Raw genomic sequence first — 20,000 nt, forward strand, 5'->3', positions numbered from 1 at the left:
CGGGCATGGCGGCCTTTCGCATCGCGCTCGTACCATGCCCGCATGCGAACACTCCCACTCCCCACCGGCGGCCAGATGCCGGTCCTGGGCCTCGGCACCTGGCGCATGGGCGAGGTGGCCTCTCGCCGCGCGGCCGAGGTCGCCGCGGTGCGCGAAGCGATCGTGCTGGGCTACCGGCTCATCGACACCGCCGAGATGTACGGCGAAGGCGGCGCCGAGACCGTGCTCGGCCAGGCCATCGGCGAGGCGCTGCGCGCGGGCGACGTGCGGCGCGATGAGCTCTTCATCGTCAGCAAGGTCTACCCGCACAACGCGAGCCGCCGCGGCACGCGCGAGGCCTGCGAGCGCAGCCTCACGCGGTTGGGGCTCGATGCCATCGACCTCTACCTGCTGCATTGGCGCGGCAGCCATGCGCTGCGCGAAACGGTCGAGGCGATGCATGCGCTCGTGGCCGATGGGCGCATCGCGCACTGGGGCGTGAGCAACTTCGACACCGACGACATGCAAGAGCTGGAGGGTGTCATCGGCGGCGGCCCGGGCTGCGCGGCGAACCAGGTCTATCTGTCGCTCGGTGAGCGCGGTCCGGAGTTCAGCCTGTTGCCGTGGCTGTGCGAACGCGGCATGCCATTGATGGCCTACAGCCCGATCGACCAAGGTGCATTGGCCGATGACGATGGGCTCGGTGAATTGGCGCAGCGCCTGGGCGTGAGCGCCGCGCAGCTCGCATTGGCCGCGGTGATCGCGCGGCCCGGCGTCGTCGCGATTCCGAAGGCCGTGCGCAGCGTGCACCTGAAAGAAAACCTCGCCGCCGCCGAGCTGACGCTCGATGCCGCGACCCTCGCCGAGCTGGACCGCCTGCACCCGCCGCCGCGGCGCAAGATGCCGCTGGCGATGATCTGATTTCTTCCTAGTGCGCCTCGGCCTGCTTGGCCGCGGCGATAACCGCCTGCTCGTCGTGCTTCGCGCCGTTGAGGAACAGGTTCAGCAACACCGCCGCGATCGACGCCAGCAGGATGCCCGACTCGATCAGCGAGTGGATCGCGTGCGGCATCCACTGCTTGAAGTTCGGCGCGATCAGCGGAATCATGCCGACGCCGATCGACACCGCGACGATCATCGCGTTGTGGCGATTCGTCTTGAAGTCCACGCCCGAGAGAATGCGAATGCCGGTGGCCGCGACCATGCCGAACATCACGAGGCCCGCGCCGCCGAGCACCACGGTGGGCAGCGACTCCACGAGCGCGGCCATCTTGGGCAACAGGCCCAGCACGATGAGGATCACGCCGCCCGCCACGCACACATAGCGGCTCTTGATGCCGGTGACGGCCACGAGGCCCACGTTCTGCGAGAAGCTGGTGTACGGAAAGGTGTTGAAGACGCCGCCGATGAGCGTGCCCAGGCCGTCGGTGCGCAGGCCCTTGGCCAGGTCCTTCTGCGTGATCTTGCGGTCGGTCATGTCGCCGAGCGCGAGGAACATGCCGGTGGATTCGATCATCACCACAATCATGATCAGCGTCATCGTGAGGATCAGGATCGGGTCGAACTGCGGCATGCCGAAGTGAAAGGGCAGCACGATATCGACCCAGGCGGCCTTGCCGACTTTCTCGTAGGTCATGAGGCCGGTGACCGAGGCCACCACGGCACCGATCACGATGCCCAGCAGCACCGAGATGTTGGCGACGAAGCCCTTGGCGTACTTCACGATCAGAAGGATCGACACGAGCACCAATGCGGCCACGCCGAAGCCCGAGAGGTCCGCGTACTTGGGGTTGGGCACAGTGGGCATGATCGCGAAGCCCTTGGGCACCGCGGGAATCGAGCTGCCCGGCGACGTCACTTCGGCGAGCCACTTCGCATACACCGGGTCGACCAGCGCGGGCGCCGTCGGGCCCACCGGGTTGCCGAAGATCCAGTTGATGCCCACGCGCATCAGGCTGATGCCGATGACCGCGATGATCGTGCCCGTGACCACCGGCGGAAAGAACCGCAGCATGCGGCTCACCAGCGGCGCGATGAGGATCGACACCACGCCCGCGCCGATGATGGCGCCGAAGAGCAACTGCGCGCCGTTCTGCCCGGGGTTGGCATTGGCGATGGCCACCATCGGCGCAACCGATGCGAAGGTCACGCCCATCATCACCGGCAGCTTGATGCCGAAGAACTGCGTGGCGCCCAGCGCCTGGATCAGCGTGGCGATGCCGCAGCAAAAGAGGTCCGCCGAAATCAGCAGCGCGACCTCGTCGGGCGAGAGCTTGAGCGCGCGGCCGACGATCAGCGGCACCGCGACGGCGCCCGCGTACATCACCAGCACATGCTGCAGGCCGAGGGCCGCGAGCTTGCCCGAGGGCAGGCGCTGGTCCACCGGGTGGACTGTTGAAGCAGCGGAAGAATCGGAAAGGGTCTCGGCCGTCATCGTGTATCTCCTGGCGCAGCAAGGGGAGAGAAGGCGCGGACGGCGCATCGTTTCGCGGCGTCCACAAAGTGTGTACGCGAAACTGTATACAATTTATGCGGCAATACGGATGCAGGAAAACCCGCATCGCCCGCGCGCAATGGTGTCGGGCTGTTTCCTGCGTTTAGGCGAGCAATGCCTTGACCAGATCCAGCTGCCGGTCGGGCTTGTCGGTGCCCAGCTCCAGGCTCGCCTCGATGCGCTCGAGGTGCTCGGTCATGCAGGCCACGGCGCCTTCCACGTCGCCCTTGCGGCAGATGCGCAGGAAGTCGGAGTGCTCGTCCGACGAGCAGTGCGGATCGTTCGACGAGTGATACAGCATCGCGATCAGCGAGCTGCGCGCCACCAGCTCGCGCACCAACTCGGTCAGCGTGTGGTTGCCCGTGGCCTCGGCCAGCGCAACATGAAAGTCGCCCAGCACCTTCTCGCGCACCGTGCCCATCGCGGGGCTCTGGCGCAGCGCGGTGCGCTCGAACTTGATGTGCTGCTCCAGCACCTGGTAGTCGCGCGGCCGCGCATTCGCGATGAACAGGCGCACCACTTCGCTCTCCAGGATGCGGCGCACCGCGAACACCTCGCGCGCCTCCTGCACCGTGGGCTGCGAGACGAAGGCGCCCTTGTCGGGAATCATCTCGATGAGCTTGTCCTTCGACAGCATCAGCAGCGCCGCGCGCACCTTCGTGCGGCTCACCGAATAGACCCGGCCCAGCGCCTCTTCGCGCAGCCACGTGCCGGGCGGCAGGCGCTTCTCGACGATGGCGGTGGCGATGTCCTGGGCGATGCGCTCGATGGAGCTTCCCTTGCCAACGGCTACACCGTTCTCGGCCGGCGCGGCGATGGTTTCGGGAAGGGCAGGGGATTTGGAGCTGGCGCGGGGCATGCGGAGATTGTGGCTCAGCGTTCGATGGCTCTGCGTGCGCCCACGCGCATCACCCGCGCAGCGTGAAGCCTTCGAGCGCGCCCGTCATGGTCTTGGGCAGCGGCCGCGCGAGCTCGCCGCGCTTGCTGGTCTTGAGTTTCAGTGTGACGAGCGATTCGATGAGCTTGGTTCCTGCGGCCACGCCGTCGATCACCGGCACGCCGAGCAACTCGCCGATGTGTTCGCACAGGTCGGTCATGCCGGCGCAGCCGAGCACGATGCAGTCGGAGCCGTCTTCTTCCAGCGCGCGCCGGCATTCGTCGACGATGCGTTCGCGCGCATGCGAGCCCGGCTCTTCGAGTTCGAGCACCGGCAGCTCGCAGGCGCGCACGTTGGCGCAAAAGCGCTCCATGCCGTAGATCTCGGCCAGGTGCCACGCTTGCCCCATCGTGCGGCCGAGCGTGGTGACCACGCTGAAGCGGCTGCCGATCATGCTGGCCAGATGCATCGCCGCTTCGGCGATGCCGACCACCGGTCCACGCGCGAGTTCGCGCGCGGCCTTCAGGCCCGGGTCGCCGAAGCAGGCGATCACGTAGCCGTCGATGCCCTCGCGCTCGCCCGCGGCGATCTCTTGCAGGAGGCCGGGCACGGCCAGCGCCTCGTCGTAGTGGCTCTCGATGGAGACCGGCCCCATGGCCGGGCTCACCGCGACGATCTCGGTGCCGGCGTGCGCCACCGCGCGGGCGCAGGCGCCGATCTTCTCGGTCATGCTCCAGGTGGTGTTGGGATTGATGATCTTGATGCGCACGGCGCGGCCCTTTCTTTCTCTTTCAGTGTTTCAAGTCTTGTTGTTGCGGTTCAGCAGCACGTAGAGCACGAAGCCCAGGCCCATGCCGATGAACCACGCATAGTTCGCGCCACCGCGCAGCACCGGCACCATCACGCACAGGATGGGCACGAGCGCCGAGGGCACCAGCGCCTGGATCGCCTTCGGGTTGTAGCCGTTGCTGTACCAGTACTTGCCCTCTTTGCTCATGGTGTAGAGCGCATCGACGTCGATGTATTGCTTGCGAACGATGTAGTAGTCGGCAATCAAAATGCCGAACAGCGGCCCGATGAACGAGCCCAGCACATCGAGCGTGTAGTGAATGACTTCGGGGCTGTTGTACAGGTTCCAGGGCGTGAGAAACACCGAGCCCACCGCGGCGATCATGCCGCCCGTGCGCCAGCTGATGTGCTGCGGCGCCACGTTGGAGAAGTCGAACGCCGGCGAGACGAAATTGGCCACGATGTTGATGCCGATGGTGGCGATCATGAAGGTCAGCGCGCCCAGCACGACGGCGGTGGTGCTGTCGATCTTGCCCACGGTGTGCACCGGATCGGTGATGAGTTCACCGAAAACGGGCAGCGTGGCCGCGGTGGTGATCACCGTCAGCAGCGAGAAGAACACGAAGTTGATGGGCAGGCCCCAGAAGTTGCCCTTCTTCACCGCATCGAAGCTCTTGCCGTAGCGCGAGAAGTCGCCGAAGTTGAGCATCGGGCCGCTGAAGTAGCTCACCACCAGCGCAATGGCCGAGAGCATCACCGGCAGCGCGTCCCAGCCCTGGAACTTGATGCCGCCCAGGTTCAGGTCGATCTTGCTCCAGCCGGCCTTCCACACCAGCCAGCCGCACAGCACGGCCATCACCACGTACACCGCGGGCCCCGCCCAGTCGATGAACTTGCGGATGGCTTCCATGCCGTGCCAGAACACGAAGGCCTGCAGCACCCACATGACCATGAACGCCACCCAGCCCAGCGTCGAGAGGCCCACGAAGCCGTGCTGCGCCACGTCGGCATAGGGCGCCAGGTTCGGGAACATGTGCAGCGCCAGCACCATGAAGGCGGCCGACGCGAGATACGTCTGCACGCCGTACCAGGCCACCGCGATCAGCCCGCGGATGATGGCCGGAATGTTCGCGCCCAGCACGCCGAAGGGCGCGCGGCACACCACCGGGTAGGGCACGCCCGTCACCTGGCTGGGCTTGGCCACCAGGTTGCAGAAGAACTGCACGATCACGATGCCCACCAGCAGCGACACCAGCACCTGCCAGCTCGAGAGGCCCAGCGCGAACAGGCTGCCGGCCGTGATGTAGCCGCCCACGCTGTGCACGTCGGACATCCAGAACGCGAAGATGTTGTATTGGCCCCAGGTCTGCTTCTTCAGCGGCGCGAGGTCCTCGTTGGTCAGGCGCGGGTCGTAGCCGGGCTTGATGAGGGCATTCGATTCCGCGTGCGGCGCAAGGCCCGCTTCGCTGGCCCCGGCGGGGGCGTGGCTGACGACTGTGCTCATGGTCTTTTCCTCGTGCAGAAAGTGTTTGAGAGAAGCCCGCTTTTTGACGCAAATATCGCGCCACATATCGAGTGCGTTATTTGTATACAAAAATTGAACGCAATCAAGACCATTCGGGGAATCATATATCCGTAGATTCCCTGATGCACGCGCCGGGCGCGCCAAAGAAAAAGCGCCATGGCCCGCGAAGGGCCATGGCGCCTGGCGCCCCGAAGCGGCGTCTTGCGCGACTGCGCTATTGCGCTACTGCGCCGCCACCTTCACGAACACCGGGTTCGAATAGAACCACAGGTCGCTGTAGTTGCGCGCGTTGATCGCGTTGAAGCGCGCCACGTTGTCCGCGCCGGTCGTCTGCGCGTCGAACAGCGGCTCGCCGCCCGCCGTTTCGTTGGGCACGTCGGTGCCCAGGTTCGTGCCGCGCAGGCGGAAATACTGGTTGCCTGCCGCCTTCACCGTGTAGCTCACCGAGAAGTAGCCGTCGGCCTCCAGCTTCCAGTCGCTGCGCGTGAAGCGCTTGACCACGCGGGTCGACGGGTTGGTGTCGCGCGCGTAGCCCGGCGTGCCCGGTGCCTCGCGGCCGGTCACGTCGCCCGCGATGAGGTCGACATGATCCACGACCGGCTTCACGTTGGCCAGGACGCCGCTGCCCAGCTGGAACTCGTAGTTGTTGCGCTCGGGGCTCCTGAAGCGGATGGTGATCTTCAGGTCTTCGCCCGGCGCGGCCGCCACTTCGGCGCCCATCTCGCCCGCGGCCTTGGCGCTCTGCACCTTGAAGTCGAGCGCGTCGATCAGCCCGCCGTTGACCGCGAAGAGCTTGCCCGAGCGAAACGCCGCGAGCAGCGACTTCGGGTCCCTGATGTCGCCCCAGAGGTGGTTCTTCGCGTACTCGCCCGGCGCGTAGCCGCTGCTGTACTGGCCTTGCGACACGGTGAAGTGGTAGTCCGAATCGGCCACGTTCCAGATGTGGCGGCCTTCGGAGAGCAGCGCGTCCCAGGTGCCGCCGAGTTTCGCGACCAGGTAGTCCACGCCGCCATAGGTGCGAGAGGGCAGGTTGGCCGGCGTGTAGGCGCTGTTGTAGCCGCCGCGGTCGGGCTCCATCTGGTTGCCGACCATGCCCTCGAGCGAGAACACGATGTTCGGTGCGGCATCGTTCATCTCGCGCAGCTGGGCGATCGTGTACTTGCCCGGATTGCGCGAGGGATGGTTGATCTGCAGGTAGCTCGTCTCGGGGTAGTTCTTCTTGAGCCAGGCGATCGCCGCGAGCACGTCGGCATGCGTGGAGAAGGCCTTGGTGTCCCTGGCGTTCCAGGCGGCGACGTCCTCGGGCGCGAAGAGCGCGGCGGCGCGGTCGGTGAAGAGGTATTCGAACTGGCTCACGGCCTTGAGCGCGGAGGCCGACATCGGGTCGTCCGTGAGGATGCCGACGTTGCCGTGGTCGTGCGTGGGCATGTCCCACTCGAAGGACGAGAAGATCGTCTTGTCCGCGTACTTGCCGCCGGCCTGCAGCGCCTTGATGCGGGGCACTTCGTACTTGGCCATGCCTTCGGAGAAGGGAATCTGCGCAGGCAGCTTCTTGCCATCGTTGTCGTACGAAGACAGGCGCAGGTGGTTGGAAAGCACGGCCCAGTCGAGCCCGAACTTGTCGAAGGCCTTGGCCAGCACCTGGTCGAGCGTGGAGATCTGCTGCGTGTCGTCCGACTGCATGGTGTGGATGTGCAGGTCGCCGACGGTCCAGCGGCCGGTCGGCTCGGTGGGCGGTGCCGGTGGCGCGGGCGGCACGGACGGCGGCGCGGGTGGCTGTGCGGCAGGCGCGGGCGCCGGCGCTGCCGGAACGATGGGCAGCCCGGCGAACGGATTGCCGCCGCCGGAGCCGCCGCCGCAAGCGGTCAGCGCGGCCGCGGCGAGCGCGAGGGTGGAGAAGAGGACAGCGGGGGCAGCGGCGGTACGGGAAGCGAGCAGATGAGATTTCATGACGGCAGACATGGCGACGGCCAGCAAGGCTGGCCGTCGCTTGAGGGTTTCAGAAGAAACCGGAGTCTGGAATGCTGTCGTGACGCGGCGATGAAAGTGAGGTGAAAGGTTTGAACGGGAAATGCCGCAGTCCAAGCCGCAAGAACGCTCGCTACAGTGAACGGCCGGCAGACGTCTCCTGCCAGAAAAAGGACAACGCGTGCGACACCTTCTCCCATCGATTCTTGTCGCGGCCCTCGCGACCCTTTCCTTGAGCGCGGCCGCGCAACCGATCACCAGCGAAAGCTGCAACGCCAAGCGCGAGGCCATCGAGCGCGACATCGACGCGGCCAAGGCCAAGGGGCAGGCGCAGCGCGTGCGCGGCCTGGAGCGCGCGTTGAGCGCCAACCAGCGCAACTGCAGCGAAGAGCGCCTGCAGGCCGAGCACCGCAAGCGCGTCAAGGCGCAGGAGCGCAAGGTGGCCGAGCGGCAGCGCGAACTGGCGCAGGCCAAGGAGAAGGGCCGCGCCGACAAGATCGCGCAGCGCGAGAGCAAGCTGCGCGAGGAAGAGGCAGAGCTCGAAAAACTGAAGGCCGCCCGCTGAAGCGTGCGGGCGGCCTCGAGGCTTGCGGGGCTCAGGCCAGCAGGTCGCTCAGCGTGCGCGCCACCACCTTGGTGGCGCGGCGCAGGTCTTCGAGCACCACGCGCTCGTCGCTGCGCTTGGCGTGCGACTCGAGCACCGTGCGCGGTCCGGCGCCGTAGATCACGCCCGGAATGCCCGCTTCGCCGTAGAGGCGCACGTCGGTGTAGAGCGGCGTGCCCATGGCCTTGACCGGCTCGCCGAACAGCTCGCCGCCGTGCTTCTGGATCGCATCGACCAGCGGCTTGTTGCCCGCGAGCGGCTTCATCGAATTGGCCAAGAGCAGGCGCTTGATGTCCACCGTGATGCCGGCACTCTCTGCGGCCGCATCGGCGATCACCTTGCGGATCGTGGCTTCGACCTCGACCGGGCTCTCCTCGGGGATCATGCGGCGGTCGAGCTTGAACACCACCTTGCCGGGCACGACGTTGGTGTTGGTGCCGCCTTCGATGCGGCCGACGTTCAGGTACGGGTGCGTGATGCCCTCGACCTTCGAAGTGACCTCCTGGTAGAGCGCGTTCTGCGCGTAGAGCGCGTTGAGGATCTTCACCGCGCCCTGCAGCGCATCGACGCCGGTGGTCGGAATGGCGGCATGGGCCATCTTGCCGTGCACCGTCACCTCCATCTGCAGGCAGCCGTTGTGGGCCGTGACCACTTCGTAGCTGAAGCCGGCCGCGATCATCAAGTCGGGCTTGGTCAGGCCCTTCTCGAGCAGCCAGCCCGGGCCGAGGATGCCGCCGAATTCTTCGTCGTAAGTGAAGTGCAGTTCGACGCTGCCCTTGGCGGGCTTGGCGACCGCTTCGAGCGCGCGCAGTGCGAAGGTGAAGCTCGCGAAGTCGCTCTTGCTCACTGCGGCGGCGCGGCCGTAGAGGCTGCCGTCGGCGATCTCGCCGCCGTAGGGGTCGTGCGTCCAGCCTTCGCCGGGGGGCACCACGTCGCCGTGGGCATTGAGCGCGACCGTCAGGCCGCCGCTGCCGTACTGGCGGCGCACGATCAGGTTGGTGATCGATTCGAGGCCGTAGTCCTTCACCTCCTGCGCGGGCACGGCGTGCTTCTCGGCATCGAGGCCGAAATCCTTGAGCAGCTCGGCCGTGCGCTCGGCGTGCGGCGCGTTGTTGCCGGGCGGGGTGTCGGTGGGCACGCGCACGAGTTCCTGCAGGAACTTCACTTCCTCGTCGAAGTGGGCGTCGATCCAGGCGTCGAGCTTGGCGTAGTCGGTCATGGTTGTTCTTTTGAAAGTCAATGAGCTTGTTCAGCGGCGAGGTCGGCCAGCAGGTTCTGGAAGGCCTGCACCGCGAGCTGGATGTCGTCGTTGGTGCTCGATTCGAGCGGGTTGTGGCTGATGCCCGAGTTGATGCCGCGCACGAAGAGCATGGCCTGCGGCATCACCTCGTGCAGCTTCATCGCGTCGTGGCCCGCGCCGCTTGGCATGCGGAAAAGCGGAATGCCCAGCGCATCGACCGCCTTCTCCCAGCGCTGCTGCCAGTCGGGCGCGCTCGGCGCGGCCGAGGCGCGCATGCTTTCCTCGATCTCCAGGCGCACGCCGCGGCGCTCGCAGATGGCCTTGAGTTCGGCCAGCACGTCGTTGGTGAGCGCATCGCGCTGCGCGTTGTTCGGGGCGCGCATGTCCAGGCTGAACTTGCAGCGTCCCGGCACCACGTTGATGGAGCCGCTGGGCACTTCGAGCATGCCGACGGTGCCGACCGAGTCGCCGTCTTTCGCGGCGCGCTGCTCGGTGTAGAGGATGAGTTCGGCCACCGCGGCGGCGGCGTCGCGGCGGCGGTCCATCGGCGTGGTGCCGGCGTGGCTGGCCGTGCCGATCACTTCGCCCACGAAGCGCACGCCGCCGTTGATGGCGGTGACGATGCCCAAGGGCAGGTCGAGCTCGGTGAGCACCGGGCCCTGCTCGATGTGCACCTCGACGAAGCCGAGGTAACGCGCCGGATCGCGCTGGATCTTCGGAATGTCTTCTTGCTTCAGGCCCGCGTGCTGCATGGCCTCGCGCATGGTGATGCCGTCGGCGTCCTTCTGGTCGAGCCAGCGCTGGTCGAAATGGCCGATGAGCGCGCCCGAGCCGAGGAAGGTGGCCTTGTAGCGCTGGCCTTCTTCTTCCGCGAAGCCGACCACCTCGAAGGCGAAGGGCAGGCGCTTGCCTTGCCGCGCGAGTTCGCGCACGCAGGCGATCGGCACGAAGATGCCCAGGCGCCCGTCGTACTTGCCGCCGTTGCGCACGGTGTCGTAATGCGAGCCGGTGAGCAGGGTCTTGGCATCGGGCGTCGCACCTTCGTAGCGGCCGACGACGTTGCCCACGGCGTCGATGTGCACCGAGTCGAAGCCCACGTCGCGCATCAACGCGCTGATCTGCGCGGCGCAGGCGCGGTGCGCATCGGTGAGGTAGGTGACGGTGAGCTGGCCCTTCTCGGCATAGCCCGCGTCGGTGTGTGCCGAGAGCTGTTCCTGCCAGTCCCACACGTCGTTGCCGAGCGAGACGTCGGCGGCGAACTTGTCGTTCAGGCGGATCTCGGCGATGCGGTGGATGTTGCGCAGCGCTTCGCCGAGTTCGAATTCAGGATGGTTGAAGAGACGCCGCTCGAAGGTGTCGATGATCTCGCGCTTTGCGAGGCCTGTGCCGCGCGGGCCGCGCACCGCGAGGATGAACGGAAAGCCGAACTTCGCGTTGTAGTCGGCGTTGAGCTTCTGGATCTTCGCGAACTCCTCGGGCGTGCAGTCGGTCAAGCCCGCCTTGCTCTGCTCGTTGGTCGATTCGGCCGTGAGCGTCTTGCTCACCATGGCCTTGCCTGCGAGCTCGGGGTGGGCGCGGACGAGGCCGATCTTCTCTTCGTTCGACGATGCGGCCAGCGCCTGCACCAGGGCGTGCTTCAGGTGCGCGAGCGAGCGGAACGGGCGCGCGGCGAGCGCGCGCTGCGCGATCCACGGCGAGTGTTCGTAGATGCCGTCGAGCAGCGCGACGGCTTCGGCCGGCACGGCGGCGTTGAGTTGGGAGAGGGTGAGGCTCATGGTCAGCTTCCTGTGACGGCCGATGCGGCGCCGGATGTGAAGGGATGCGCCTGCTTCCAGTGCCGCGCGATGTCCACGCGCCGGCAGACCCACACGCGGTCGTGCTGCGCGATGTGGTCCAGAAAGCGCTGCAGCGCGGTGATGCGGCCGGGCCGCCCGAGCAGGCGGCAGTGCATGCCGATGCTCATCATCTTGGGGCTGTTGTCGCCGCTCGCGTCGCCCTCGGCGTAGAGCGCGTCGAAGGTGTCCTTCATGTACTGGAAGAAGGGGTCGGCGTGCGAGTAGCCCTGCGGCAGCGCGAAGCGCATGTCGTTCACGTCGAGCGTGTAGGGCACGATGAGCTGCGGCACCACGCTGCCGTCGGTCTTCTGCACCTTCATCCAGAACGGGAGGTCGTCGCCGTAGTAATCGCTGTCGTACTCGAAGCCGCCGTAGTCGGCCACCAGGCGCCGGGTGCGCGGGCTGTCGCGGCCGGTGTACCAGCCGAGCGCGCGCTCGCCGGTGAGCTTTTCGATGGCTTCCATGCCCAGGCGCATGTGCTCGCGCTCGGTGGCTTCATCCAGGTTCTGGTAATGGATCCAGCGCCAGCCGTGGCAGGCGATCTCGTGGCCCAGTTCCTTGAAGGCGGCGGTGAGCTCGGGGTAGCGCTGAAGCGCCATGCCCACGCCGAACACGGTGAGCGGCAGGCCGCGCTTCTCGAACTCGCGAAGGATGCGCCAGACGCCCGCGCGCGAGCCGTACTCGTAGATGCCTTCCATGCTGATGTGGCGGTCCGGGTAGCTGGCCGGATTGAACATCTCCGAGAGGAACTGCTCGGAGCCCGCGTCGCCGTGCAGCGTGGCGTTCTCGCCGCCTTCCTCGTAGTTGAGGACGAACTGCACCGCGATGCGCGCGCCGCCCGGCCACTGGGCATGCGGCGGGTTGCGGCCATAGCCGACGAGGTCGCGCGGGTAGGGCAGGGTGGTGTCGTAGACGGTCATGGTGTGGATCAGGACAGCGCGAGGGAGATGTCGTTGGTGGGAACCTTGCGGTCGAAGGTAAGGTTCGCCTCGACGTGTTCCAGGTGTTCGGTCATGAGGCGCACGGCGCGTTCTTCGTCGCGCGCGGCCAGCGCCTTCACGATGTCCGCGTGCTCGTCGTTGGAGTGCTCGGCGGCGCTGGTGCTCTGGTACATGAGCGTGATGAGGGCGCAGCGCGAGATGAGTTCGCCCAGGATCTGCGCCAGCACCGTGTTGCCCATGAGCTCGGCCATGCGCACGTGGAAGTCGCCCAGCAGCTCGGTGCGGCCCGAGATGTCTTCGCCGGACACGGCGGATTTCTCGAGCGCGACGTGTTCCTTCAGCGCCTTGATCTTGGCGGGCGTGACGGTTCGCACGAACTCGCGCGTCATCTCCGCCTCGAGCATGCGGCGCACCGCGAACACCTGCTTGGCCTCGTCCACCGCCGGGGCAGCGACGAAGGCGCCGCGCGCGGGTTCCAGGCGAATGAGCTTGTTCTGCGAGAGCTGGAAGAGGGCCTGCCGCACCAGCGTGCGCGAGACGCCGAAATGATCGGCCAGCTTCTGCTCGGCGAGCTTGGTGCCGGGCTGCAGGCGGTGCTCGACGATGGCCTTCGTGAGGGCATCGACGATCGAACGGGTGGTGGAGGACTCCATGTTTTTCATGATAGACCCAAAGCCGGTAACTGTATACACTTTTGTCCACCGGAATTTCCCGCACCCGATTCGAGCCCATCGCTCGATCTTTCTCGATCTTTGAAGGAGCGCCCCATGGGCTTGAGCACTCACGTACTGGACACGATGCACGGCGGCCCCGCGGCCGGCATGGAAGTGGCGCTGTACACCACCGACGGCGATGCCGCCACGCTGGTGAAGCGCTTCACGCTGAATTCGGACGGCCGCAGCGACGGTCCGCTCTACGACAACAATTCCATCAAGGTCGGCACCTACCGCCTGGTGTTCGACGTGGCGGGCTATTTCAAGGCGCGCGGCGTGAAGCTGCCCGAGCCCAATTTCCTGAACAGGGTGTCGCTGGATTTCGGCGTGGCGCACACCGACCAGCACTACCACGTGCCGCTGCTGGTGAGCCCGTGGAGCTACTCCACGTACCGCGGCTCCTGAGGTCAGTCGCCTTGTTGCTGACCTTCGGTGAGCGTGTCGAGCTGGAATCGACCGCTCTTGTCCCAGAGCCAGGTGTCGGTCCACGTCACTGCGCCCAGGCGCGTGGCGGCCGGGAAGGGTGCGGCCTGCAGCACGGCGCGTTCGATCTCGGCGATGACCTCGGGCGCATGCTGCGGCGCGCGCAGCCAGTGCATCGAGACCACCTTGCCGCCGGTGTCCAGGTTCACCTGCAGCGTGCCGACCGCGTAGAGCATGGGCGGCATCTGCCCGCTGTAGATGCGCGAGCGGTTGAGGTCGTACACGTGGCGCGCGGCATCGCGCCGGTAGTCGCGCGCGGTGGCCGCGTTCGATGCGCGCGGCACCGCGCCGGAAGTGCCGGCCTTCGCACCGCTCAACTGGCCGGGAACGGCCCCTGGGCTGCCGCAGCCGGCGAGCCAGAGGGCGCACGAAAGAACGGATGCCGCCAGGGCAAGGCGGCGCGGCGTAAGCTGGACATTCATCGCCGGGTTTATACCGTGAGTCTTCGCGGACCCGGCAACCGAAGGTATCGGGCATGAGCGGTGCGGTCGATCAATTGCTGGCCCGTCTTCGCAGCGAAGACGCGGTGCTGGTGCGCGTCGAGTCCACGCAGGGCTCGGCGCCGCGCGAGGCGGGCACGTGGATGGCGGTGTGGGCCGATGCGCTCACGGCCACCATCGGCGGCGGGCAGCTCGAGTTCCAGGCCACGCAGGAAGCGCGCGACCTGCTCGCCGGAAAGCGCGCCATCGACGGCGTCCAGCGCTACCCGCTGGGCCCCAGCCTGGGGCAGTGCTGCGGCGGCGTGATGTACCTGTCGTACCAGCGCATCACCGCGGCCGATGCGCCCGCATTGCAGCGCGAGCTCGTCGCCAAGCTCAAGCCCGTTGCGCTCTTCGGCGGCGGCCATGTGGGCGCCGCGCTCGCGCGGCTGCTCGCCGCGCTGCCGTTCTCGGTGCGCTGGATCGACAGCCGCGACGGCGTCTTTCCCGATGAGCTCCCCGCGCAGATCGACACCGAGCATTCCGAGCCCGTGCAGGACGCCGTCGCCGCGCTCGCGCCCGGAAGCCGCGTGCTGATCATGAGCTTCAGCCACGCCGAAGACCTGGACATCGTCATCGCGTGCCTCAAGCGCCTGCGCACGCGCAACGACCTGCCCTACATCGGCCTCATCGGCAGCAAGACCAAGTGGGCCACCTTCAGCCACCGGCTCGAAGCGCGCGGCTTCACGGCCGACGAGCTGGCGCGCATCACCTGCCCGATCGGCGTGCCCGGTATCACCGGCAAGGAGCCCGAGGTGATCGCGGTCGCGGTGGCGGCACAGTTGTTGCAATCGTTGGGCTGATGTCCGGGACGTTCGGGAATGACAGAGCCGTTCACGCTGAGCCTGTCGAAGCGCCGCGCACGGCTTCGACAAGCTCAGCCCGAACGGCCGTCATCGGTTTCGCATAAAAAAGCACCCCGTCCTTTGCCAAAACTGTATACACTTTCAGTCCACAACAAGCCGCAGCGGAGCGAGGCCCATTTCATGGAGCCTGCGTTCGCGGCACTTTCTCTGCTTACAGCGCCCGCAGTGGTGAGCAGGCTGAAATCCCTCTTGGACGCCCCACGCGTCTAGAGGGTTGCGAGAGAGCACATGGAAAGCTATTACCTCGACTGGGCCAACCTGCTGCTGCGCTGGGTCCACGTCATCACCGCCATCGCCTGGATCGGCGCCTCCTTCTACTTCGTGATGCTGGACAACAGCCTCGAAAAACCGCAGGACCCCGAATCGCTCGACAAGGGCGTGGGCGGCGAGCAGTGGGCCGTGCACGGCGGCGGTTTCTACAACATGCAGAAGTACGCGCTGGCGCCCAAGAAGCTGCCGGACCACCTGCACTGGTCGTACTGGGAGAGCTACTCCACCTGGATCACCGGGTTCACGCTCTTCACCATGTCGTACCTGTGGAACGCGAGCACCTACCTCATCGACAAGTCGAAGATGGACTGGCAGCCCGGCGCCGCCATCGCCGTGGCGCTGGCTTTCTTCGTGGTGTTCTGGATGGTCTACGACGGCATCTGCCAGATCTTCGGGCGCCGCAAGAACGGCGACACCATCGTGGGCGTGCTGATCGCGATCTTCATCGTCTTCGCGACCTGGCTGGCCTGCCAGTGGTTCGCGGGCCGCGCGGCCTTTTTGCTGGTGGGCGCCATGATGGCCACCACGATGAGCGGCAACGTGTTCTTCTGGATCATCCCCGGCCAGCGCAAGAACGTGGCGGCGCTGCGCGAGGGCAGGCCCGTGGACCCGGTGCACGGCCAGCGCGGCAAGCAGCGCAGCGTGCACAACACCTACTTCACGCTGCCGGTGCTGTTCGCGATGCTGAGCAACCACTACAGCTTCACCTACACGCACAAGTACAACTGGATCGTTCTGCTGCTCATCATGCTGGGCGGCGCGGCCATCCGGCAGTTCTTCGTGGTGCGGCACCGCTTCAAGCTGGGCAACGCGGGCAACCCGCTGCCGTATGCGCTGGTCGGCATCGTGGTGCTGGGCCTCACGATCGTGTGGATGAAGCCCGAGCCGGCCGCCGCCCCGGTGGCTGCCGCAGCGGCGCCCGCTGTTGCATACGCCGACGTGCAGAAGGTGCTGGAGCAGCGCTGCTTCATGTGCCACGGCGCGGCCGTGCAGATGAAGAACGTGCGCGTCGATTCGCCTGAACAGGTCACCGCGCATGCGCAGGCGATCTACCAGCAGGTGGTGGTCACCAAGATCATGCCGATGAACAACGCGACCGGCATCACCGACGAAGAGCGCGCATTGATCAGCCGCTGGTTCCAGGGCGGCGCAAAGACCAACTAGCTCGCAAACTAGACCGCGGTCAAGAGAGCGGGCCACCGCTCCCCGCACAATTGCCGGATGGAGACAACGCAAGCCATGACCGCATCGACCCCGTCCTTCGGGCCCGCGCCCGATCCGCGCGAAGCCCCCCGCGCCTTCCTCGAACACCTGTACCGCGTGGCGGTGGACCGGGCGTTGCCGCTGTCCACGCTGGGCGCCCATCTGCCCAAGCCCCCGAAAGGCCGCACGCTGGTGCTCGGCGCCGGCAAGGCGGGCGGCTCGATGGTGCAGGCGCTCGAAGCCCTGTGGCCGGTCGACGCGCCGCTCTCGGGACTCGTCGTCACCCGCTACGACCACATTCCGCCGCGCCCCGAAGGCGTGCCGCAGCGCATCGAGATCGTCGAGGCCGCGCACCCCGTGCCCGACGCGGCGGGACAGCAGGCGGCCGAGCGCATCCTCGCGCTCACGCAAGGCCTCACGGCCGATGACCTCGTGCTGTGCCTGATCTCGGGTGGCGGCTCGTCGCTCCTGGTGCTGCCGGCCGAAGGCCTCACGCTGGCCGACAAGCAGCGCATCAACAAGCAACTGCTCGACAGCGGCGCCGGCATCGGCGAGATGAACTGCGTGCGCAAGCACCTCTCGCGCATCAAGGGCGGCCGGCTCGCGGCAGCGTGCGCGCCGGCGCGCGTGGTGACGCTCACCATCAGCGACGTGCCGGGCGACGACGCGGCCGTCATCGCGAGCGGCCCCACGGTGCCCGATGCGACCACCTGCGCCGATGCGCTGGCCATCCTCGACCGCTACGGCATCGAAGTGCCCGCGCCCGTGCGCGCCCAGCTCGAAAGCGGCGAGCTCGAGACACCCAAGCCCGACGACAAGGCCTTCGCCGGCCACGAAACGCACATGATCGCCACGCCCCAGCAGTCGCTCGAAGCGGCGGCCAGGGCGGCGCGCGAGGCGGGCATCGAGGCGCACATCCTCAGCGACGAAATCGAAGGCGAATCGCGCGAAGTCGGCAAGGTGCATGCCGCGCTGGCCCGCGCCGTGGCGCACCGCGGCGAGCCGTTCGCACGGCCCTGCGTCATTCTTTCGGGCGGCGAGACCACGGTCACCATCCGCCCGCGCCAGCCGGGCCAGGCCAAGGGCCGGGGCGGCCGGGCGGGCGAGTTCTGCATGGGCCTGGCCGGTGCGCTCATGGGCCAGCCGCAGGTGTGGGCGCTGGCGGCGGACACCGACGGCATCGACGGCGTGGAAGACAACGCCGGCGCCTTCGTCGTGCCCGACACGCTGGCGCGCGCCGCGGCCGCGGGCAAGAAGCTGTCGGACCACCTCGACCGCAACGACGCGTACGGCTACTTCGACGCCATCGGCGACCTGTTCGTGACGGGGCCGACGAACACCAACGTCAACGATTTCCGCGCGCTCCTGATCCTGTAACGGGACGAAAAAAGGGGCGGGAAGGGCGATTTCCGGGCCCCGGCGGGGTTGGGCGAAGTCGGGTTAATCTATGCACCCGGCGGCGATTTGCCGCCGCTGTTGCATGCGCACCCTCCCAAGGTGCCGCACCGCGCACCCCAGATTTCCCCTTTTCATCATCCGTCCCCGAAGGAAAAGTTCGCCATGACCGCCACCTACACCGACACCCGCCTCCTGATCGACAACGAATGGGTCGACGCCACCGGCGGCAAGACGCTGGACGTCGTGAACCCCGCCACCGGCAAGGTCATCGGCAAGGTGGCGCATGCCAGCATCGCCGACCTGGACCGCGCCCTGGCCGCCGCCCAGCGTGGCTTCGACAAGTGGCGCAACACGCCCGCCAACGAACGCGCCGCCGTCATGCGCCGCGCCGCGGGCCTCATCCGCGAACGCGCCGGCGACATCGCCAAGCTGCTCACGCAGGAGCAAGGCAAGCCGCTCGCCGAAGCCAAGGGCGAGACGCTGGCCGCCGCCGACATCATCGAATGGTTCGCCGACGAAGGCCGCCGCGTCTACGGCCGCATCGTTCCTTCGCGCAACCTGGCCGCACAACAGCTCGTGCTGAAGGAGCCCCTGGGCCCCGTCGCCGCCTTCACGCCGTGGAACTTCCCGATCAACCAGATCGTGCGCAAGCTTGGCGCAGCGCTGGCCACCGGCTGCTCGTTCCTGGTGAAGGCCCCTGAAGAAACCCCGGCCTCGCCCGCCGCGCTGTTGCAGGCCTTCGTCGATGCCGGCATCCCGCCCGGCACCGTGGGTCTCGTGTTCGGCAACCCCGCTGAAATCTCGAACTACCTGATCGCCCACCCGATCATCCGCAAGGTCACCTTCACCGGCTCGACCCCGGTCGGCAAGCAACTGGCCGCGCTGGCCGGCTCGCACATGAAGCGCGTCACGATGGAACTGGGCGGCCACGCCCCGGTGATCGTGGCCGAAGACGCCGACGTCGCCCTGGCCGTCAAGGCCGCCGGCGCCGCCAAGTTCCGCAATGCGGGCCAGGTCTGCATCTCGCCGACCCGCTTCCTGGTGCACAACAGCCTGCGCGAAGAGTTCGCCCGCACGCTGGTCAAGTACACCGAAGGCCTGAAGCTGGGCGACGGCCTCGCCGAAGGCACCACCATCGGCCCGCTGGCCAACGCACGCCGCCTCACCGCGATGGCCTACGTGCTGGAAGACGCGCGCAAGAAGGGCGCCACCGTGGCCGCCGGCGGCGAACGCATCGGCGACTCGGGCAACTTCTTCGCCCCCACCGTGCTGACCGACGTGCCGCTGGACGCCGACGTGTTCAACAACGAGCCCTTCGGCCCCATCGCCGCGATCCGCGGTTTCGACACGCTCGACGAAGCCATCGCCGAAGCCAACCGCCTGCCTTTCGGCCTGGCCGGCTACGCCTTCACCAAGTCGATCAAGAACGCCCATCTGCTGAGCCAGAAGCTCGAGCTGGGCATGCTGTGGATCAACCAGCCGGCCACCCCGTCGCCCGAAATGCCGTTCGGCGGCGTGAAGGATTCGGGCTACGGTTCGGAAGGCGGCCCCGAGGCGCTCGAGGCGTACCTGAACACCAAGGCCGTCTCGATCATGGGCGTCTGATCAATCGTCTGCGCTGGCGTTCCAGAAGGCTTGCTGGACGCCGCTCAGCGCTTCGAGTTCTGCAATCACCTGGTCGAGCTCCAGCGGCTCGACCGCGGTGGCGTACAGCGTCGCTTCGATCTCCGTGTCGGCCGGCCCGAAGGCGTGCTGGTCGACATCGCGCACCGGGTAGTTCGCCGCTTCGAGCAGGAGCAGCAGCTGGTCCATCACCTCGGGCCGCGCCGCGCGAGAGCAGATCACCCGCACCGTGTAGGTCGCCTCGCTCGACTCTTCCTTGATCGGGCGACGGTTGATCCGGTTGACCACCGGCAGCAGCAGCGTGTTGCTGGCCAGCACGAACAGCGCCGCAATCATCGCCTCGCCGATCAGGTCCGCGCCCGCGCAGGCGCCCACCGCCGCCGACCCCCACAGCGTGGCCGCCGTGTTCAGGCCCGTGATGTTGGTGCCTTCCTTCATGATCGCGCCCGCCCCCAGGAAGCCGATGCCCGAGACCACATAAGCCGCCACGTGCACGGCGCCGTCGTGGCCGTGCAGGCGGTTCGCCATGTCCACGAACACCGCCGCACCCACCGCCACGAGCGTGTTGGTGCGCAGGCCCGCGGCGCGCTGGCGTATCTGGCGCTCCAGGCCGATCAGCGAGCCGAGGGTGAAGGCGATCGCCACGCTCACGAAGGTGTCGAGCAGCGAGGGCAGGTTGAAGTTTTGAATGGCTTGCATCGGATGTTTTTCAA

General features: G+C 67.1%; 18 protein-coding genes. 7 read left to right on the forward strand and 11 right to left on the reverse strand.

Translation table 11 applies throughout. The features are described from left to right. The first annotated feature begins 42 nt into the window (after positions 1-42). Entirely contained in the window at positions 43-900 is an 858-nt protein-coding gene (locus ACZYRS_RS09545; protein WP_463419032.1) for an aldo/keto reductase, read from the forward strand. A gap of 7 nt (positions 901-907) precedes the next feature. Here the strand turns inward: ACZYRS_RS09545 and ACZYRS_RS09550 are convergent, their stop codons facing one another. The 5 genes from ACZYRS_RS09550 to ACZYRS_RS09570 all read right to left on the reverse strand — a co-directional run bounded on the left by ACZYRS_RS09550 (position 908) and on the right by ACZYRS_RS09570 (position 7,614). Beyond that, positions 908-2,413, reverse strand: a complete 1,506-nt coding sequence (locus tag ACZYRS_RS09550; RefSeq protein WP_463419033.1) for a nucleobase:cation symporter-2 family protein — start codon at positions 2,411-2,413, stop codon at positions 908-910. A gap of 163 nt (positions 2,414-2,576) precedes the next feature. Beyond that, positions 2,577-3,332, reverse strand: a complete 756-nt coding sequence (locus tag ACZYRS_RS09555; RefSeq protein WP_198786808.1) for a GntR family transcriptional regulator — start codon at positions 3,330-3,332, stop codon at positions 2,577-2,579. A gap of 49 nt (positions 3,333-3,381) precedes the next feature. Continuing rightward, positions 3,382-4,119, reverse strand: coding sequence for an aspartate/glutamate racemase family protein (locus tag ACZYRS_RS09560; RefSeq protein ID WP_463419034.1), 738 nt, complete (start codon positions 4,117-4,119; stop codon positions 3,382-3,384). Positions 4,120-4,149: 30 nt separating this feature from the next. Continuing rightward, on the reverse strand, positions 4,150-5,643 hold the full coding sequence (locus ACZYRS_RS09565; RefSeq protein WP_463419035.1) for an NCS1 family nucleobase:cation symporter-1: 1,494 nt from the start codon (positions 5,641-5,643) through the stop codon (positions 4,150-4,152). Between the two features lie 243 nt (positions 5,644-5,886). Then, the gene (locus ACZYRS_RS09570; protein ID WP_463419036.1) at positions 5,887-7,614 is read right to left on the reverse strand and encodes a CehA/McbA family metallohydrolase domain-containing protein; all 1,728 of its coding nucleotides are present in this window, start codon (positions 7,612-7,614) and stop codon (positions 5,887-5,889) included. Between the two features lie 199 nt (positions 7,615-7,813). Here ACZYRS_RS09570 and ACZYRS_RS09575 point away from each other — a divergent pair, with 199 nt between their 5' ends. Further along, positions 7,814-8,197: a DUF1090 domain-containing protein gene (locus tag ACZYRS_RS09575; protein ID WP_463419037.1), complete on the forward strand. Its 384-nt coding sequence runs from the start codon at positions 7,814-7,816 to the stop codon at positions 8,195-8,197. A 31-nt stretch (positions 8,198-8,228) separates the two neighbouring features. Here the strand turns inward: ACZYRS_RS09575 and ACZYRS_RS09580 are convergent, their stop codons facing one another. From ACZYRS_RS09580 to ACZYRS_RS09595, 4 genes are read right to left on the reverse strand one after another with little or no spacing between them, the layout of a single operon-like run. After that, a complete protein-coding gene (locus tag ACZYRS_RS09580; RefSeq protein WP_463419038.1) occupies positions 8,229-9,455 on the reverse strand; it encodes a M20 family metallopeptidase in 1,227 nt (408 codons plus the stop codon). Positions 9,456-9,472: 17 nt separating this feature from the next. Continuing rightward, entirely contained in the window at positions 9,473-11,251 is a 1,779-nt protein-coding gene (gene uraD, locus ACZYRS_RS09585) for a 2-oxo-4-hydroxy-4-carboxy-5-ureidoimidazoline decarboxylase (protein WP_463419039.1), read from the reverse strand. 2 nt (positions 11,252-11,253) lie between these two features. After that, the gene (puuE, locus tag ACZYRS_RS09590) at positions 11,254-12,231 is read right to left on the reverse strand and encodes an allantoinase PuuE (RefSeq protein WP_463419040.1); all 978 of its coding nucleotides are present in this window, start codon (positions 12,229-12,231) and stop codon (positions 11,254-11,256) included. An 8-nt stretch (positions 12,232-12,239) separates the two neighbouring features. Continuing rightward, complete coding sequence (locus tag ACZYRS_RS09595) at positions 12,240-12,905, reverse strand: GntR family transcriptional regulator (protein ID WP_233101840.1); 666 nt, start codon at positions 12,903-12,905, stop codon at positions 12,240-12,242. Between the two features lie 114 nt (positions 12,906-13,019). Here ACZYRS_RS09595 and uraH point away from each other — a divergent pair, with 114 nt between their 5' ends. After that, positions 13,020-13,370, forward strand: a complete 351-nt coding sequence (gene uraH / locus ACZYRS_RS09600; protein ID WP_463419041.1) for a hydroxyisourate hydrolase — start codon at positions 13,020-13,022, stop codon at positions 13,368-13,370. Positions 13,371-13,372: 2 nt separating this feature from the next. Here the strand turns inward: uraH and ACZYRS_RS09605 are convergent, their stop codons facing one another. Beyond that, positions 13,373-13,870 (reverse strand): hypothetical protein, encoded by a 498-nt coding sequence (locus ACZYRS_RS09605; RefSeq protein ID WP_463419042.1) that lies wholly within the window; start codon positions 13,868-13,870, stop codon positions 13,373-13,375. Positions 13,871-13,923: 53 nt separating this feature from the next. Between ACZYRS_RS09605 and xdhC the strand changes: the two genes are divergently transcribed. The 4 genes from xdhC to ACZYRS_RS09625 all read left to right on the forward strand — a co-directional run bounded on the left by xdhC (position 13,924) and on the right by ACZYRS_RS09625 (position 19,269). Next, positions 13,924-14,730 (forward strand): xanthine dehydrogenase accessory protein XdhC, encoded by an 807-nt coding sequence (gene xdhC, locus ACZYRS_RS09610; RefSeq protein WP_463419043.1) that lies wholly within the window; start codon positions 13,924-13,926, stop codon positions 14,728-14,730. 291 nt (positions 14,731-15,021) lie between these two features. Beyond that, complete coding sequence (locus ACZYRS_RS09615) at positions 15,022-16,227, forward strand: urate hydroxylase PuuD (RefSeq protein ID WP_463419044.1); 1,206 nt, start codon at positions 15,022-15,024, stop codon at positions 16,225-16,227. Positions 16,228-16,302: 75 nt separating this feature from the next. Then, on the forward strand, positions 16,303-17,643 hold the full coding sequence (locus ACZYRS_RS09620; RefSeq protein WP_463419045.1) for a glycerate kinase type-2 family protein: 1,341 nt from the start codon (positions 16,303-16,305) through the stop codon (positions 17,641-17,643). A 183-nt stretch (positions 17,644-17,826) separates the two neighbouring features. After that, positions 17,827-19,269: an NAD-dependent succinate-semialdehyde dehydrogenase gene (locus ACZYRS_RS09625; protein WP_198786821.1), complete on the forward strand. Its 1,443-nt coding sequence runs from the start codon at positions 17,827-17,829 to the stop codon at positions 19,267-19,269. Here ACZYRS_RS09625 and ACZYRS_RS09630 read toward each other — a convergent pair whose 3' ends face one another. Next, positions 19,270-19,986 (reverse strand): MgtC/SapB family protein, encoded by a 717-nt coding sequence (locus ACZYRS_RS09630; RefSeq protein ID WP_463419046.1) that lies wholly within the window; start codon positions 19,984-19,986, stop codon positions 19,270-19,272. Between the last annotated feature and the right edge of the window lie 14 nt (positions 19,987-20,000).

The sequence above is a fragment of the Variovorax sp. AC194 genome (assembly GCF_979257995.1).